Here is a 16802-nt window from a genome sequence, read left to right on the forward strand (position 1 = left end):
GGGCGCGGTCAACGCGCCAACACCGACAACGCGTGCTGCGGCAGTTGGATATGCACCATGCTGCTGGGCACCAGCGGATCTGCGGCGCGGTGGTCGATCGGCAAGTCCACCTCGATCTCCATGCCCAGCGGCTCGCAGGCCAGGCGCGCTGCGGTGCGGTTGCCGAAGAACTCGGTGGCCAGCAATCGGGCGGCGAAACTGTTGGCGCCGACGTCGTCGCCGAATCGACGGACCACGACGTGCTCGGGCCGGATGCCAACCGTGGCTTGGCTACCTACGCCGACGTCGCCGGACGGGCACAGCAGTTCGCTGTCACGCACGCGCACCTTGCCATCGGGCAGTACCGTGGCCGGCAGCATGTTCATGCGGCCGACGAAGCTGGCGACGAAGCGCGTGCGCGGACGGTGATACAACTCGCCGGGCGTGCCCGCCTGTTCGATGCGGCCGTCGTGCATCAGCACGACGCGGTCGGCCATCGAGAGCGCTTCTTCCTGGTCGTGCGTCACCATGATCGTGACGACGCCGAGCCGCTTCTGCAGCGCGCGGATTTCACCGCGAAGGCTCGCGCGCACCTGCGCATCGAGCGCGGAGAGCGGCTCGTCCAGAAGGAGCAACCGCGGATTCGGCGCGAGCGCGCGCGCCAGCGCCACGCGCTGCTGCTGCCCGCCAGAAAGTTGCACGGGGTACTTGTCGGCGTGCGCGGCAAGGCCGACCAGGTCGAGCATCTCGCGCGATCGCTTGGCGATCTCGCGCGCCAACGCGCCGGTCGGCTGCAGGCCGTAGGCAATGTTCTGCGCCGCCGTGAGGTTGGGAAACAACGCGTACGACTGGAACACGACGCCGAAGCCGCGTGCCGCCGGCGGCAGCCCGCCGATGTCCTGGCCGTTCAGTTCCAGCTTGCCGGCGTCCGCGTGCTCGATGCCGCAAACGATGCGCAGCAGCGTGGTCTTGCCGCAGCCCGATGGCCCGAGCAGGCACACGAATTCGCCCGGCTCGACGTCCAGGTCGATGCCGTCCAGCACCCGCGTCGCGCCGAACGACTTGCCGATGCCACGCAGGGAAAGAAAACTCACTGCGGCGCCTTCTTCTCCGATTTCGATTCGTAGCGGCGCGACCATTCGGCCAGGATGCGCTCGCGGTTCGCGGCAGCCCAGTCGAAGTCATTCTTGGCCAGCAGCTTTTCGACGTCGCCCGGCACGAATTCCAGCTTCTCCTGGATGCCCGGCAGCGCGAGCACCGCGAAATTCTTCGCGTAGAGCTCGTTGGCCTGCTTCGTCGCGGCCCAGTCGGCCAAGGCCTTCGCGGCTTCGGGCTTCTTGGTGGTCTTCATGATGCCGGTGGCTTCCATGTCCCAGCCGAGACCTTCCTTGGGCAACACGATGTCGATGGGCGCGCCGTCACGCTTGGTCTTGTTGGCGCGGTATTCGAAGGACATGCCCAGCGCGAATTCGCCTGCGCCGGCCTGGCGGCAGGGCTTGCTGCCGGACTGGCTGTAGATGCCGATGTTCTGGTGCAGCGCGTCCATGTATTGCCACGCCTTCTGCTCGCCCATCATCTGGATCCACCCTGAAACCATCAGGTAGCCGGTGCCCGACGCGGCCGGGTTCGGCATCGTGATCTGGCCCTTGTAGACGGGATTCGTCAGGTCGGCCCAACTCGTCGGCTTCGGCAGGTTCTTCTTCTGCGCTTCGACGGTGTTGAAGCAAATGGCGGACGACCACACGTCCATGCCGACCCACTTGGGCGGGTTGGCGCTGTCACGCATCGTGGGCTTGATGGCTTCGAGGCCCTTCGGCGCATAGGGCTGGAGCATGCCTTCCTTGTCGAGCAGCATCAGCGATGTGGCGGCCAGGCCCCAGACGACGTCGGCCTGCGGATTGGCCTTCTCGGCCAGCAGCTTTGCAGTGACGATGCCGGTGGAATCGCGGACGAACTTCAGCTCGATGTTGGGGTTGTCCTTCTCGAAGGCCGCCTTGTAGGCCTGCACCTGGTCCGCTTCGAGCGCGGTGTAGACCAGCAGCTCCGTACGGCCTTGCGCGGCCGCGCCGACGCCGATGGTCAGCAGAAGGGCGGGCAGGGTCCATTGAAAAGTGCGACGCAACATGAGATTCCTCTTCGGTATTGGATAGATGGCGGGCAAGGCCGCCGATCGGTGCGCGTTCGGCGCAAAGCCGGCTGATGATGGGAGGGAGATGTGACAAGGGTTTGTCAAATCCCTCCCCCAAATGACGGCTCGCCACCCAGCTGTCACGCCGAAGTCATCGAATTCATGTTTCAGCGCCGATTAAGACTGCGGCGCGTCCCGGCGCTACGATGAAAGGCAACGCGCCGTTCGGGCGTGCACCCATGCTCATGCCCATGACTTCTCCAGACGGCTCCAAGAACATCATCTCCACCCTGCGGCGTATCGGCGCACTGGCGGCGCCCTACTTCCAATCGGAAGAGAAATGGATCGCCCGCGGCCTGCTCGCCGCGATCGTTGCGCTCAATCTCGGCGTGGTCTACATGCTGGTGCTCAACAACCAGTGGTATGCGCGCTTCTACGACGCGTTGCAGAACAAGGACCAGGCGGTGTTCTGGCGCGAGATCGTCTTCTTCTGCTGGATCGCCGCCGCATACATCGTCATCGCGATCCTCAAGTTCTATCTGACACAGTTGTTGCAATTGCGCTGGCGGGCGTGGATGACGCGCAGCTACCTGGCACGCTGGATGGCCGACCACACCTTCTACCATCTCGAACTGGCGCGCTACGGCCAGCGCGACGGCCAGTCGCCGGACAACCCCGACCAGCGGATCCAGGAAGACATGCAGATCTTCACCGACTACACGATGACGCTGTCGATGGGCCTGCTCAACGCCGTGGTCACGCTGGTGAGCTTCATCGGCATCCTGTGGGGACTGAGCGGGATCACCAGCTTCACGCTCTTCGGCACCGAACACACGATTCCCGGCTCGATGGTCTGGATTGCGCTGCTCTACTGCGCCGCGGGCACTGTCATCACGCACTACATCGGCCGGCCGCTGATCGGGCTCAACTACCAGCAGCAACGTTTCGAGGCCGACTTCCGCCATCACCTGGTGCGCGTGCGCGAATACAGCGAAGCCATCGCGCTCGACCGTGGCGAACAGGTCGAACACGGGCAACTCAAGCTGCGCTTCGGTTCCGTGCTGAAGAACTACCTGCAACTCATCAACAAGCAGAAGAACCTGGTGGCCTTCACGGCTTCGTTCGGCCAGGCCTCGGTGATCTTCGCCTTCATCGTGCAAGCGCCGCGCTTCTTCAGCGGCGCCATCCAGCTCGGCCAGTTGATGCAGGTCAACTCCGCCTTCGGGCGGGTGCAGGACTCACTCAGCTGGTTCGTCGACAACTATGACCGCGTCGCCGTCTGGCGTGCCACGGCGGACCGGCTCACCTCGTTCGAGGCCGCCATGCGCGCCCACGCCGACAGCAAGAGCGCCCTTGAACGCACGCCTGCCGTCAGCGGCCAGGGCCTGCGCACGGCTGGCGTCAGCGTCGCGTTGCCCGACGGCGCGCCGCTGATCCGCAATGCTGCGCTGTCGGTGCAGCCCGGCGAAAGCGTGTTGCTGCAAGGTCCTTCGGGCAGCGGCAAGTCGACGCTGTTCCGTGCCTTCGCCGGCATCTGGCCTTTCGCGAACGGCCAGGTTTCGATGCCCGCGAACGCGATGTTCATTCCGCAGCGGCCCTACGTGCCCAACGGCCGGCTGCGCGATGCGCTCGCCTATCCGCACGCGGCCAGCGAGTTCACCGAAGAGCAGCTCGTGCAGGCGCTGAACGAAGCCCTGCTGCCCGACCTTGCCAGCCGCCTCGACGACAGCGACGCCTGGAGCCAGAAGCTGTCAGGCGGCGAGCAGCAACGCCTCGCGATCGCCCGTGTGTTGTTGCGCAAACCGGCATGGCTGTTCGCGGATGAAGCCACCAGCGCACTCGACGCCGAAGCCGAGGAAACACTGTACAAGCGCCTCGCAGCCGGCGTCCGCGCAGCCGGTGGCGCGATGGTCTCGATCGCGCACCGCGCCTCGGTCGGCAGCTTCCACGACAAGCGCTGGACGCTGGTGCCCGAATCCGACGGCGGCGCCGCCCGCTACAGGGTCGAAGCCACGTAACGTTCCCAGCCTCGCGCGCGCAACTCGCAGGCAGGGCAGTTGCCGCAGCCGTAGCCCCATGCGTGGCGCTGGGTGCGGTCGCCGAGATAGCAAGTGTGCGTCTCCTCGACGATCAACTCGACCAGCGCCTCGCCGCCCAGGCGGTGCGCCATCGACCAGGTCTCTGCCTTGTCGATCCACATGAGCGGCGTCTCGACCACAAGGCGCCGGTCCATGCCCAGCGAGAGCGCCAGTTGCATCGCCTTCATGGTGTCATCGCGGCAGTCCGGGTAGCCGGAGTAGTCGGTCTCGCACACGCCGGTGACGATCACGTCCAGACCTCGCCGATAGGCCAGCGCACCGGCCAGCGTGATGAACAACAGGTTGCGCCCCGGGACGAAGGTGTTCGGCAGCCCGTTGGCCTGCATCTCGAAGGCGATGTCCTGCGTGAGCGAAGAAGCGCTGACCTGTTTCAGCACATCGACCGACAGCATGTGGTCGTCACCGAGCCGCGGCGCCCAATCCGGGAAGCGCTCCCGCACCTGGTCCAGCACCTTGGACCGGACGTCCAACTCGATCCGGTGACGCTGTCCGTAGTCGAAACCGACGGTCTCCACGCGCTCGTACTTGTCGAGCGCATCGGCCAGACAGGTGGTGGAGTCCTGGCCGCCGGAGAAGAGGACGAGTGCGGTGGTGTGCATGGCGATCGCGGTTTCGGAAAAAACCACGAGTTTGGCACCCCCGGGCGCAGACGACTACACCACCATCCGTATCAAAGAAAGCGTTCGAGCAACTTGCGCGATGGGCGGTCCAGCGCCTTCACGTCGGGTATGCGGAACTGCACGCCATGCGCGCTCGCAATCAGCAGCGCGCCCCCTTCCAGCCGTCGAATGTCCTCTTCGGCCTTGAGCACGAAGCTGGTCTCACCGCGGTCAGTGTTCACGTGCCACGTGCTGGGCACGCCGAAGCTCGACACCCGGTGAAGCTTCAGCAGCGTCGGCGCGAAGTCGCGCGCGACAAGATCCTCGTTGAGCAGCGTGCGCAAGGGCGCGGGCAGATCGGCGATGCGGTCGACCCAGACGATTTCGCGTCCATCGGTCCCGACCAGCGAAATACCGTCGTCCGGCGCGGTGAGCGGAAAGGCCCGCACCGGCACGACGCCAACGTGGCGCACGCCTTCGGCATCGGTCAGCACGAGGCGCCCGAAAGCATCGCGTTCGAGTTGGAATCCCTTGTTCATGCTGCTCATGCGTCCCCCGCCGGATGGGCTGCGTGGCCACCCAGGGCCATTGCCACCGCCGTACGCTCGGCGGCTGCCCCCGCGCTCTCGTCATCAGCCTGCCGAAGTTGCGCCTGGTAGAGCCGCCAATAGGCACCCTGCTTTTCCATGAGCGCGTCATGTGGCCCGACTTCCACGATCTCGCCGCGATCCATCACCACCAGCCGGTCGGCCTTGCGCAACGTGGAGAGCCGGTGCGCGATCGCGATGGTCGTGCGGCCTTTCACGAGGTTGTCGAGAGCCTTCTGGATTTCCTTCTCGGTCTCGGTGTCGACCGCCGAGGTGGCCTCGTCGAGGATGAGGATGCGCGGGTCGATCAGCAATGCACGCGCAATGCTGATGCGCTGGCGCTCGCCGCCCGACAGCCCTTGGCCGCGCTCGCCGACGAGCGAGTCGTAGCCGTGCGCAAGGCGCAGGATGAAGTCGTGCGCATGCGCCGCGCGAGCCGCGGCCACGATTTCCTCCCGCGTGGCGTCGGGCTTGCCGTAGGCGATGTTCTGGGCAATCGTGCCGAAGAACAGGAAAGGCTCCTGCAGCACCAGCCCCACATGCCGCCGATAGTCCGACACGGCGAAGCGGCGGATGTCGGTGCCGTCGACCTTGATGGCCCCATCGGTCACGTCGTAGAAGCGGCAGATCAGGTTGACCAGCGTGCTCTTGCCCGAGCCGCTGTGGCCGACGAGGCCGATCATTTCGCCCGGTTCGATCACGAGGTCGAGGTCGCGGATCACCGCGCGGCTGCCGTAGCGGAAGCCGAGGTCGGCCATCTCGATGCGGCCCTGGATGCGTTCGACCTTCACCGGGTTGGCCGGCTCCGGGACGTTGCTCACATGGTCGAGGATGTCGAAGATGCGCTTGGCACCGGCCGCCGCCTTCTGCGTGACCGATACGATGCGGCTCATCGAATCCAGCCGCGTATAGAAGCGGCCGATGTAGGCGATGAACGCGGTGAGCACACCGACCGTGATGCTGCCGCGCGCCACCTGCCAGATGCCGAAGCCCCAGACCACCAGCAGCCCGATCTCGGTCAGTAGCGACACGCTCGGCGTGAAGAGCGACCAGGTCTTGTTGAGCTTGTCGTTGACCTGCAGGTTGTAGAGGTTCGCGGACCGGAATCGGTTGGCTTCGCGCTTTTCCTGCGCGAAGGCCTTCACCACGCGGATGCCGGGGATGGTGTCGGCGAGCACGTTGGTGACCTCGCTCCAGACGCGGTCGATCTTCTCGAAGCCGGTGCGCAGCCGGTCGCGCACGACATGGATCATCCACGCGATGAAAGGCAGCGGCACCAGCGTCACGACCGCGAGCAGCGGATTGATCGAGAACAGGATCACCGCGGTCATGGCGATCATCAGCACGTCGGTCAGGAAATCCAGCGCATGCAGCGACAGGAAGACGTTGATGCGGTCGGTCTCCGAGCCGATGCGCGCCATGAGGTCGCCGGTGCGCTTGCCGCCGAAGTAATCCAGCGGCAACGTCAGCAAGTGTTCGTAAGTGGTGGTGCGCAGGTCGGCACCGATGCGTTCGGATACCAGCGCCAGCAGGTAGGTGCGCGCCCAGCCCAGCGCCCAGCCCACCAGGGCCGAGGCCAACAGCGCGCCGAGGAACATCACGACCTTCGCCACGGCGATCTTCTGCCCGTTCTGGAACGGGATCAGGATGTCGTCCATCAGCGGGATCGTCAGATACGGTGGCACCAGCGTCGCGGCGGTCGAGGCCAGCGTCAGGAGAAAGCCGCTGATCAACTGCTTGCGGTAAGGCTTGGCAAAGCGTCCCAGGCGCAACAGCACCCAGGTCGACGGCGGCGTCTGAAGTTCGGGTTCGACCGCCGCCTCATCGGCGTCGGCGCCGGCGGCTGTCACCTGCGCGACTCCAGCGACCTGCTGCGTGAACAGTTTCTGAAGGCGCAGTGCCGCCGGTTGCTGGGCCAGCGTGTAGCGCCAGCGAGCCAACCGGCCCCTGCCGTCCTGCAGATCGAGCGTCCCTATCCCGGCGTGATCGGCCAAATGCAGGTCCAACTCCGCCGCCGGCAGCGGCCATTCGGACCAGGCGCCCCCGGCGTCGCGCGCCATCAGGCGGCGGTCTGTCAGCGCCAGCAGACCGGATGTAAACCGAAGTTCCCCGTCGAGGTCAACCGGGAGCGTCGCCAGAACGTTTTCCGCGACAGAGAGCCGGCTTTTTAAAGCTTCCGAAGCTCCTTCTGATTCGCCCTCCGGGGTGCCGACTGGATCGTGATGTTGCATTGTGTTTCTATATTTCCGGCCCGCTGCCGGACCCTTCATGGCGCTCGCCGGGCGCCGATTCTGACCGATCGCCATGGGTGCGCCTGAAGGCGCCGCAGTGCTCGGCCAAAGCACATCGAACGTTTTCATGACCCGTTTCGACGACATCCGCCTGCTGCGCATCAACTATTTGCGTGGCCCCAACCTGTGGACCTACCGCCCCGTGCTGGAGGTCTGGCTCGACCTCGGCGCGCTGGAGGACCATCCGTCCAACACCATTGCCGGTTTCACCGACCGGCTCACCACGCTGCTGCCGGCGCTGATCGAGCACCACTGCGGCGTCGGCGAGCGCGGCGGCTTCATCCAGCGCCTGACCGAAGGCACCTGGGCCGGCCATGTGCTGGAACACGTGGTGATCGAACTGCTCAATCTCGCCGGCATGCCGACCGGCTTCGGCCAGACGCGCAGCACCTCGCAGCATGGCGTCTACCGGATGGTGTTCCGCGCCCGCGATGAACAGGTCGCCCGCGTCGCCCTGGCCGAAGGCCACCGCTTGCTGATGGCTGCCATCAACAACGCCCCCTTCGACGCCGCCGACGTCCAGCGCGCAGTCGATGCCGTCAAGGCCAAGGTCGAGGATTGCTACTTGGGCCCGAGCACTGCCTGCATCGTGGGCGCAGCCACCGACCGCGGCATCCCGCACATGCGGCTCAACAGCGGCAACCTGGTGCAGCTCGGCTACGGTGCCAACCAGCAGCGCATCTGGACGGCCGAGACCGACTACACCAGCGCCATCGGCGAATCGATCGCCAGCGACAAGGAACTGACCAAATCACTGCTCGCGAGCTGCGGCGTGCCGGTGCCTGAAGGCCAGGTCGTCGCCAATGCCGAGGAAGCGTGGGACGCCGCCGAGGACATCGGCCTGCCTGTGGCGGTCAAACCTTCCGACGCCAACCACGGCCGTGGGGTTTCGCTCGAACTCCACACACGGGAAGAGGTCATCGCCGCCTTCGCGGTCGCCGAGCCCGAGGGCAGCGACGTGATGGTCGAGCGCTTCATCCGCGGGTCGGAGCACCGGCTACTGGTGGTCGGCGGCCAGGTGGTCGCCGCAGCGCGCGGCGAGATCATCACCGTCACCGGCGACGGCACGTCGACCGTGGTCCAGCTCATCGACAGCCAGCTCAACAGCGACCCCCGTCGCGGCGCGGAAGAGGAATATCCGCTGGACGTCATCGTCCTCGAGACCGACGCCAAGCTTCAGCTCGAACTCAAGCGCCAGGATCTCGACGGCGCATCCGTGCCCGCATCGGGCCGGGTCGTCACGATCCAGCGCAACGGCAACATGTCGATCGACTGCACCGACCAGGTGCATCCGGAAGTCGCGCACGCTGCCGTCCTTGCCGCCCGCGTGGTCGGCCTGGACATCGCGGGCATCGACCTCGTGGCGCAAGACATCGCCCAGCCGCTCGCGGCCCAGGGCGGCGCGATCGTCGAAGTCAACGCCGGTCCCGGCTTGCTGATGCACCTGAAGCCGGCCGTCGGCTCGCCTCGCCCGGTCGGCCGCGCGATCTGCGACCACCTGTTCCCGGACGACGCACCGGGCCGCATCCCCGTGGTCGGCGTGGCCGGCTCGCGCGATACGGCCGTGCTGTCGCGGCTGGTCGCCTGGCTGATCGGCCTCGGCGGCCGCCATACCGGCCTGGCTTGCAGCGACGGCCTCTTCCTCGATCGGCGTCGGGTCGACGCGCGCCCGAGCGCCAACTGGCATGCCGGCCATCGCCTGCTGGTGAACCGCGCCGTGCAGGCCGTGGTGATCGAGAACGGCGCCGAAACCATCCTGCGCGACGGCCTCGCCTACGACCGCTGCGAAGTCGGCATCGTGACCGACCTCGAAGGCTCGGAGTCGCTTGCCGAATTCGACATCACCGAGAGCGACCAGATGGTCAAGGTGCTGCGCACGCAGGTGGACGTCGTGCTGCCCGAAGGCACCGCCGTTCTCAATGCCGCCGACCCGCGCGTGGCCAGCCTGGCGCCGCTGTGCGATGGCGCCGTGATCCTCTATGCCGCCGACCCGCAGGCCGAAGCGCTGGCGAAGCACCGGGCCGATGGCGGCAAGGCCGTTGTCGTGCGGCAGGACCGCGTGGTCCTGGCGAACGGCAGCAGCGAGTCCTTCCTGCCCGGACTCGGCCGGCTCACCATCTGGCGTGCCACGCATGTCGGCGTCAGCCTCGAAAGCCTGCTGGCCGCGGTCGCCGCAGCCTGGGCGCTGGGCATCCCGCTCAACCTGATCGGCGCCGGCGTCGAAGCCTTCGAAGCAGACCTGCAGGCTGCACTTGCATCGCTGCAACTGTCGCAGACGCTGGTTGCACCCGAACACCAATTTGCCTAGATGAAACCCCCGCGCTTCGCGTCCGCGCAAGCGGCGCGAAGCAACGGAGGGAGATAACAACATGGACATCACACGCATCCGCGCCCTGCGCGGCCCCAATCTCTGGAGCCGCCACACCTGCATCGAGGCGATCGTCAACTGCAAGGACGACGAGAACGCCATCGGGCGCCTGGCCGGCTTCGAGCCTCGCCTTCGCGCGCTCTTCCCGACCATCGGCGAACTGCATCCGATCGTGCTCGGCCAGCCGCTTGCGCTGGCCCATGTGCTCGAAAACGCTGCCGTGGCGCTGCAGGCGCAGGCGGGCTGCGCAGTCAACTTCGGCCATACCTCGCGCACCATCGAGGAAGGCGTCTACCAGGTCACCTTCCAGTACAGCGAAGAAGCGGTCGGCCGCCGCGCGCTGGAGTTGGCCAGGCAGCTCATCGACGCCGCGCAGAACGGCGCGGGATTCGACGCCACGGCGGCTATCACGGAGCTGCGCGATCTGGACGAATCCGAACGCCTCGGCCCGAGCACCGGCTCCATCGTCGACGCGGCCGTCGCACGCGGCATTCCGTACCGGCGCCTCACCAGCGGCAGCCTGGTGCAGTTCGGCTGGGGTTCCAGGCAGCGCCGCATCCAGGCGGCCGAAGTCGACAGCACAAGCGGCGTCGCCGAAGCCATCGCGCAGGACAAGGAACTCACCAAGCAACTGCTCAACGCGGCCGGCGTACCCGTTCCGCTCGGCCGTCCGGTGACGGACGCCGACGACGGCTGGGCCGCGGCCCAGGACATCGGGCTGCCGGTGGTCGTCAAGCCGCAGGACGGCAACCAGGGCAAGGGCGTCACGGTCAATATCACGTCGCGCGAGCAGCTCAATGCCGCCTACGCGTCGGCAGCGGTCTACGGCGAGGTGATGGTCGAGAAATTCCTTCCCGGCTTCGACTTCCGCCTGCTCGTCGTCGGCGACCGGCTGGTGGCGGCGGCCCGCCGCGATCCGCCGCAGGTGATCGGCGACGGCGCCAAGACCGTTCGCGAACTCGTCGACATCGTCAACCAGGACCCGCGCCGCGGCGAGGGGCACGCGACCTCGCTCACCAAGATCCGGCTCGACGACATTGCCGTCGGCCGCCTCGAAGCGCAAGGCCTGACACCCGAGAGCGTGCCCGCACTCGGCCAGCGCGTCGTGCTGCGCAACAACGCCAATCTTTCGACCGGCGGCACCGCCACCGACGTGACCGACACGGTGCATCCCGAAGTCGCCGCGCGCGCGGTCGATGCGGCTCAGATGGTCGGCTTGCACATCTGCGGCGTCGACATGGTTTGCGAGAACGTGCTGCGCCCGCTCGAAGAACAGCACGGCGGCGTGGTCGAGGTCAATGCCGCGCCCGGGCTGCGCATGCATATCTCGCCCTCGTTCGGCCGCGGCCGCGCGGTCGGCGAAGCGGTGATGGACACCCTCTTCGCCCACGGCGACGATGGCCGCATCCCGGTCGTGGCCGTGACCGGCACCAATGGCAAGACGACGACTGCACGACTGATCAACCACCTGCTCGCCGCCAGCGGCCTGCGCACCGGCATGACCAACACCGACGGTGTCTACGTCGACGGCCGCCAGACCGACAGCGGCGACTGCAGCGGCCCGAAGAGCGCGCGCAACGTGCTGCTCCATCCGGATGTCGACGCGGCCGTGTTCGAAGTGGCGCGCGGCGGCATCCTGCGCGAAGGCCTCGGCTTCGACCGCTGCCAGGTGGCAGTGGTGACCAACATCGGCAGCGGCGACCACCTCGGCCTGAACTACATCACGACGGTGGAAGACCTGGCCGTTCTCAAGCGCGTGATCGTGCGCAACGTGGCGCCCACCGGCTACGCCGTGCTCAACGCGGCCGACCCGAACGTCGCCGCGATGGCAGCGAGTTGCCCCGGCAGCGTGATCTTCTTCACCGCCGACCGCCAGCATCCGGTGATGGCCACGCACCGCGCGCAGGGCAGGCGCACGGTCTATGTGGACCAGGACGCGGTGATCGCCGCGGAAGGCTCGTGGCGGGAGCGCATTCCGCTGCGCGACGTGCAGATCACCCGCAACGGCACCATCGGCTTCCAGGTCGACAACGTGATGGCAGCGATCGCCGCGGCCTGGGCCGTGGGCCTCGACTGGGATGCCATCCGCAGCGGCCTCGCCAGCTTCAAGAACGACGCCGCGGGCGTGCCGGGCCGCTTCAACGTGATGGACTATCGCGGCGCGACCGTGATCGCCGACTACGGCCACAACACCGACGCCATGCGGGCGCTGGTCGCCGCCGTCGACACGATGTCCGCGAAGAAGCGCTCGGTCGTGATCAGCGGCGCGGGCGACCGCCGCGATTGCGACATTCGCGACCAGACCGCGATCCTCGGCGAGGCCTTCGACGACGTCATCCTCTATCAGGACGCGGCCCAGCGTGGCCGCGCCGACGGCGAGGTGATGGCACTCCTGCGGCAAGGGCTCGAGGGCGCGCAGCGCACGCGCTTCGTCGACGAGATCCGCGGCGAATTCATCGCCATCGATTCCGCCCTCGCACGCCTGCAGCCCGGCGACCTCTCGCTGATCCTGGTCGATCAGGTCGAGGAAGCGCTCGCCCACCTGGCCAAGCGCATCGCCGAAGGCTGACCCGCCGCGGCGGGCGAAATGCTTCTGCGAGTCGTCTGCCCGCCCTTTTGCCGGACTGGTCCGACACGAAGGCGAGGCGAGGGGGGCTGGTCTCAGGTCCTTTCGTCTCGCATACTCCGATTTCCGCCGGCGTGAGGCAGCGCATCCTCTCGGGTGCAAGGCCGCGCCGCAACCCAAGGAGTACCCATGAAGAACGCTCTTCGTTCGTGTCTCGCAGTCCTCGTGGCGACCGGTGGCCTCGCTGCCGCCTCGGCCGCCCTTGCCCAGTCTTCCTCCAAGTCGTCGCTCCCCTGCGACGGTGTGCACCAGAACAAGCAGGCGTGCCTTCGCGAAAGAGGCGCGGCGGCCCAGACGTCCTTCCCCAAGGTCGACGACGCCACGTTGCGGCAGAACGCGCTTGCGCGCTGCAGCCGGCAGCCGCCCTCCGACCGTGCAGCCTGCGAAGCGCGGATCACCGGCGCCGGATCGACCACCATCAGCGGCAGCGTGCTGGGAGGCGGCGTGATTCGCACGACCGAGACGCCGGTACCCGCGCAATAGACTTCTGCTGCGCTTGAACGGAAATCCCGCTTCGTCACGCGGCTGTCACAAATGGCGCGGCGGCGCTGGATATAGTCGTGGGCTAGTTTCAACGAGGAAAACTTCCCCATGAATGCCATCAAGGTCGCCCGTCGATTCATCGAAACCGACCCGACCAACGAGTCGGCAAAAATCCTTGCCCGCCTGGTGCTGGCGCTCGAATCGGAGCACAGCTTCGAACTCGTCACGCTCTATGACCTCGACTACAAGAGCTTCCAGCTGGCGATGGACATCCTGAAGGAATGGCGCCTGGATCGCTACTACGCCAGCAAATCCAAGTTGTTCGATCTGGCGCAGCAGGTCACCGACTTGCCGGGCTGATTGCGACGCGCAAGCGGCGACAACGGATCAGTGACCGAATTCGAACTCAAGTTCCAGGTCGACCCGCAGCACCGGGCCGCGGTTGAAGCGGCGGTGGCCCGTGGCCGCTCGCACGTCGAGCGGTTGCGCGCCCGCTACTTCGACACGGCGGACGGCGCGCTGGCCGCCGAGCGCCTGGTGCTTCGCTTGCGCAAGGAAGGCCAGGCGTGGCGGCAGACCGCCAAGGCGCCGACCAACAGCCTGCTCGAGCGCCACGAACACAATGTGGATCTGCCCCCCGCCGGCGCACGCGATGTGCCCGTGCCCAGCATCGCGCGGCATGAAGGCACGCCCGTCGGCGACCTGATCCGCGACGCATGCCGCAAGGCCGGCCACGACCCGGCAACGGTCGAACTCGTTCCCCTCTATGGCACGGACGTCCGCCGCACCACGCGCGAAATGCGCACCGGCGATGCGCTGGTCGAACTGGCCTTCGATCGCGGCGAAGTGCGCGCGGGCGAACGCGCGCACGCGCTGTGCGAACTCGAGATCGAGCTGAAAGGCGGCAGTCCGCGATCCATGCTCGAACTCGCCCAGCGTTGGCGCAACCGGTACGAGCTCTGGCTCGACACCGTGTCGAAATCCGTACGCGGCCAGCGGCTGGCACAAGGCACGCTCTTTGGTGATGCGGTGAAAGCCCGTGCACCGGAACTGCACAACGATCTGGACGCGCCGGAAGTCTTCCGCGCCGTGCTCAAGACCTGCCTGGCGCAAATCCTCCCCAATGCAAGCGAAGTCGCCGCCGGCAGTACCGACGCCGAGCACGTGCATCAGTTGCGCGTCGGCATCCGCCGACTGCGAACGGCACTGCGCGAGATGGCGGAACTTGCGCCCGCCATCGACCCCACGTGGGATCCGGCGCTGACGGACGCTTTTCGCGCGCTCGGTCAGCAGCGCGATCACGATCACCTCACCCAGACCGTGCAGCCGGCGCTCGAAGCCATCGGCGCGCCGCCAGTCGATTGGGCCGGCAGCTTCGCCGACCTGCCTGATCCTCGCGATGTGGTGCGGGGCCCGGCATTCCAGTCCGTGCTCATGGCGCTGATCGCTGCATCGCTGCCCGTCGAGACGATGGACGAGATCACGCGTGAGGAGGCGGAATGCGCCGGACCGCCTCGCGATGCGCTGCGCGAACGGCTTTCGAAGCTGCATCGGCAGGTGACACGCGACGGCCGCCGATTCGAGGATCTCGAACCTGCCGCGCAGCATCGCGTGCGAAAGCGGCTCAAACGGCTGCGCTACCTCGGCGAGTTCGTCGCTCCGCTGTTCGGCGCGAAAGCAAAGCGCTATCTCAAGCAACTCGAACCCGCGCAGGATGCGCTCGGCGAACACAACGACACCGCGGTCGCGATTGCCGCGTATCGTGAGAACGCCGCCCACGACGGACACGCATGGTTCGCGGTGGGATGGCTCAGCGCGCGCCAGCCCGCCAGCGCCGTCGAATGCCGGAAGGCGCTCGACAAAGTGGCCGAGGCACGTCCGTTCTGGTAGTGAGATTCAATGAGAGTGCCGCGGCACGGCAGCGCCGCGGCACCCGACCAGAAAATCGAAATCGCAGCCTTCATCGGCCTGCAGCACGTGCTCCACATAGAGCCGCTGGTAGCCACCGCCTTTCACATGGGCCGGCGCACGCGCGATGGACGCCAGGCGATCGGTCAGTTCCGCATCGCTGATGTCGAGATGCAGGCGGCCCTGCTCGCAATCGAGTTCGATCCAGTCACCGTCCCGCACCGCCGCGAGCGGACCGCCGTCGGCCGCTTCGGGTGCAACGTGCAGCACCACCGTGCCGTACGCGGTTCCGCTCATGCGCGCATCGGAAATACGCACCATGTCCTTGATGCCCTCGCGCAGAAGCTTCGGCGGCAGCCCCATGTTGCCGACCTCGGCCATGCCGGGGTAGCCCTTGGGCCCGCAGTTTTTCATCACGAGCACCGAATTCGCATCCACGTCGAGCGACTCATCGACGATGCGCGTCTTGTAGTGATCGAAATCCTCGAACACCACCGCACGGCCCCGATGCTTGAGCAACTCGGGTGAAGCGGCGGAGGGCTTGAGCACCGCGCCGCGCGGCGACAGGTTGCCGCGCAGGATGCAGATGCCGCCGTCGTCGATGAGCGGCCTGTCGAGCGGGCGGATCACTTCGTCGTTGTAGCTGGGCGCCTCGCGCACGTTGTCCCACAGCGACCGGCCGTTGACGGTGAGCGCGTCGGGATGCGGCAACAGGCCGTTCTCGCCGAGCCTGCGCAAGACTGCCGGCAGACCGCCCGCGTAGTAGAACTCCTCCATCAGGAAGCGCCCCGAGGGCATGAGGTCGACCAGTGTCGGCGTGCCGCGTCCGATGCGCGTCCAGTCTTCGAGTTCGAGCGCGACGCCGATGCGCCCTGCGATGGCCTTCAGGTGAATCACCGCATTGGTCGAGCCGCCGATCGCGGCGTTGGTACGTATCGCATTCTCGAACGCTTCGCGCGTGAGGATCTTCGACAGCGTCAGCCCTTCGCGCGCCATCTCCACGGCCCGCATGCCCGACATCTGCGCGAGCACATAGCGGCGCGAATCCACCGCCGGAATCGCCGCGTTGTGCGGCAGCGAGACGCCCAGCGCCTCGGCCATGCAGGCCATGGTCGAGGCGGTCCCCATGGTGTTGCATGTGCCTGCCGAACGCGACATGCCCGCTTCGGCCGAAAGAAACTGGTGCACGTCGATCTCGCCGGCCTTCATCGCCTCGTGCAGTTGCCAAACGGCCGTTCCGGAACCGATGTCGTGCCCTTCGAGCTTGCCGTTGAGCATCGGCCCGCCCGTGACGACGATGGCCGGAATGTCGCAACTCGCCGCGCCCATCAGCAATGCCGGCGTGGTCTTGTCGCAGCCCGTGAGCAGCACCACCGCATCGATCGGGTTGCCGCGAATCGCCTCCTCCACATCCATGCTCGCGAGGTTGCGCGTCAGCATCGCGGTCGGCCGCAGATTGGACTCGCCGTTGGAGAACACCGGAAACTCCACCGGAAACCCGCCTGCTTCCGAAATGCCGCGCTTCACGTGCTCGGCGATCTTGCGGAAGTGCGCATTGCAGGGCGTCAGCTCCGACCACGTATTGCAGATCCCGATGACGGGCCGCCCGTCGAACTCGTGATCAGGAATGCCCTGGTTCTTCATCCAGCTGCGGTACATGAAGCCGTTCTTGTCGGCCGACCCGAACCATTCGGTCGAGCGCAGTTTTTTCGGTGTGTCGGACATGCGGGGGAT

General features: G+C 66.7%; 12 protein-coding genes. 6 read left to right on the plus strand and 6 right to left on the minus strand.

What is annotated here, in order from left to right; translation table 11 throughout:
* Positions 1 to 8: 8 nt before the first annotated feature.
* Positions 9 to 1118 (minus strand): ABC transporter ATP-binding protein, encoded by a 1110-nt coding sequence (locus AC1DHL_RS11730; RefSeq protein WP_478162081.1) that lies wholly within the window; start codon positions 1116 to 1118, stop codon positions 9 to 11.
* Positions 1070 to 2104: a putative 2-aminoethylphosphonate ABC transporter substrate-binding protein gene (locus AC1DHL_RS11735; protein WP_478162082.1), complete on the minus strand. Its 1035-nt coding sequence runs from the start codon at positions 2102 to 2104 to the stop codon at positions 1070 to 1072. Before AC1DHL_RS11735 ends, AC1DHL_RS11730 begins: the two co-directional genes overlap by 49 nt.
* A gap of 248 nt (positions 2105 to 2352) precedes the next feature.
* Here AC1DHL_RS11735 and AC1DHL_RS11740 point away from each other — a divergent pair, with 248 nt between their 5' ends.
* Complete coding sequence (locus AC1DHL_RS11740; protein ID WP_478162083.1) at positions 2353 to 4125, plus strand: ABC transporter ATP-binding protein/permease; 1773 nt, start codon at positions 2353 to 2355, stop codon at positions 4123 to 4125.
* Here AC1DHL_RS11740 and queC read toward each other — a convergent pair.
* The 3 genes from queC to AC1DHL_RS11755 all read right to left on the minus strand — a co-directional run bounded on the left by queC (position 4104) and on the right by AC1DHL_RS11755 (position 7623).
* Positions 4104 to 4805: a 7-cyano-7-deazaguanine synthase QueC gene (gene queC / locus AC1DHL_RS11745; protein ID WP_478162084.1), complete on the minus strand. Its 702-nt coding sequence runs from the start codon at positions 4803 to 4805 to the stop codon at positions 4104 to 4106. The two genes, AC1DHL_RS11740 and queC, sit on opposite strands and share 22 nt — an antisense overlap.
* Before the next feature lie 71 nt (positions 4806 to 4876).
* Positions 4877 to 5353 (minus strand): cyanophycin metabolism-associated DUF1854 family protein, encoded by a 477-nt coding sequence (locus tag AC1DHL_RS11750; protein WP_478098673.1) that lies wholly within the window; start codon positions 5351 to 5353, stop codon positions 4877 to 4879.
* On the minus strand, positions 5350 to 7623 hold the full coding sequence (locus tag AC1DHL_RS11755; RefSeq protein WP_478098675.1) for a cyanophycin metabolism-associated ABC transporter: 2274 nt from the start codon (positions 7621 to 7623) through the stop codon (positions 5350 to 5352). Before AC1DHL_RS11755 ends, AC1DHL_RS11750 begins: the two co-directional genes overlap by 4 nt.
* A gap of 127 nt (positions 7624 to 7750) precedes the next feature.
* Here AC1DHL_RS11755 and AC1DHL_RS11760 point away from each other — a divergent pair, with 127 nt between their 5' ends.
* The 5 genes from AC1DHL_RS11760 (at position 7751) to AC1DHL_RS11780 (ending at position 15050) form a co-directional block, all read left to right on the plus strand.
* Positions 7751 to 9991 (plus strand): cyanophycin synthetase, encoded by a 2241-nt coding sequence (locus tag AC1DHL_RS11760; RefSeq protein WP_478162085.1) that lies wholly within the window; start codon positions 7751 to 7753, stop codon positions 9989 to 9991.
* Between the two features lie 61 nt (positions 9992 to 10052).
* Entirely contained in the window at positions 10053 to 12620 is a 2568-nt protein-coding gene (cphA, locus tag AC1DHL_RS11765) for a cyanophycin synthetase (protein WP_478098678.1), read from the plus strand.
* 186 nt (positions 12621 to 12806) lie between these two features.
* Positions 12807 to 13160, plus strand: coding sequence for a hypothetical protein (locus AC1DHL_RS11770; protein ID WP_478162086.1), 354 nt, complete (start codon positions 12807 to 12809; stop codon positions 13158 to 13160).
* A 108-nt stretch (positions 13161 to 13268) separates the two neighbouring features.
* The gene (locus tag AC1DHL_RS11775) at positions 13269 to 13520 is read left to right on the plus strand and encodes a hypothetical protein (RefSeq protein WP_478098682.1); all 252 of its coding nucleotides are present in this window, start codon (positions 13269 to 13271) and stop codon (positions 13518 to 13520) included.
* 30 nt (positions 13521 to 13550) lie between these two features.
* Positions 13551 to 15050, plus strand: coding sequence for a CYTH and CHAD domain-containing protein (locus AC1DHL_RS11780; RefSeq protein WP_478162087.1), 1500 nt, complete (start codon positions 13551 to 13553; stop codon positions 15048 to 15050).
* Between the two features lie 6 nt (positions 15051 to 15056).
* On the opposite strand, the gene AC1DHL_RS11785 is transcribed toward AC1DHL_RS11780, so the two are convergent.
* Positions 15057 to 16793: an IlvD/Edd family dehydratase gene (locus tag AC1DHL_RS11785; protein WP_478162088.1), complete on the minus strand. Its 1737-nt coding sequence runs from the start codon at positions 16791 to 16793 to the stop codon at positions 15057 to 15059.
* Between the last annotated feature and the right edge of the window lie 9 nt (positions 16794 to 16802).

Source organism: Variovorax sp. 10L426 (assembly GCF_056395305.1).